Below are 806 nucleotides of genomic sequence, written 5' to 3'. Positions count from 1 at the left end.
ATCTCCTTGTCATCACAGGGAGTGTTCGCCTTACCTGCCGCCCGGCTGCGCAGCCGGATAAGGATATCCAGGGCCGCTTTCAGGTTGACTGTGCCCCCCATGGCCTGAAGTAATCTACCCAGAGCCAGTTCAATCTCCTTGTCATCACAGGGGGTATTCACCTGTCCTCCGGCCGCTCGGGTACGCAGCTGGATAAAGATGTCCCGGGCTGCTCTCTGGTTATCCGAGCCTCCCATAAGCTGCAAGTGTCTCCCCAGAACCAGTTCAATTGACTTATCATCACAGGGAGTGTTCACCTGCCCTCCAGCTGCACGGGTGCGCAGTCGGATAAAAATGTCCCGTGCCGCTCTCAAGTTGTTCGTGCCCCCCATAATCTGAAGCAGCACACCCAGAGCCAGTTCGATCTCCTTGTCATTGCAAGGTGTGTTCACCTGCCATTTGGCCGCCCGGGTGCGTAGCCGGGTAAAGATGTCTCGGGCCGCTCTCAGGTTGCCTGTGCCCCCCATTATCTGGAGGTGTCTGCCCAGAGCCAGCCCATTGGTTTTTTCATCATTGGGAGAAGCTGAGTATTGTGTATAAAGTTGCTGAAAGAGTGGTAGAGCTTCCGTTAAATGGCCTCTCGCCTGCAAAGCTCTCCCCTTTGCCATTACCAACCATCTGTTGTTTTGCAAATCCCTGGGAAGAGAACTGATGAACCCAATACACCCATCTAAATCACCAAGAAGAAACAAACATCTGGCTTTTAAATGCACAACACGAGCATATTGTCGTGAGTGTCCCTCGTATTTTTTTAATAGCGTCCCGGC

At 53.0% G+C, this 806-nt stretch carries 1 protein-coding gene; it reads right to left on the bottom strand.

Annotated elements, in window-relative coordinates; genetic code table 11:
• A partial coding sequence (locus E1189_RS01185; RefSeq protein ID WP_196220934.1) for a hypothetical protein occupies positions 1-647 on the bottom strand: 647 nt, incomplete at its 3' end.
• Positions 648-806 lie beyond the last annotated feature (159 nt).

This window comes from Parendozoicomonas verongulae (assembly GCF_009711465.1).
GTDB lineage: Bacteria > Pseudomonadota > Gammaproteobacteria > Pseudomonadales > Endozoicomonadaceae > Sansalvadorimonas > Sansalvadorimonas verongulae.
This window is presented reverse-complemented; position numbering and strand designations above follow the sequence as displayed.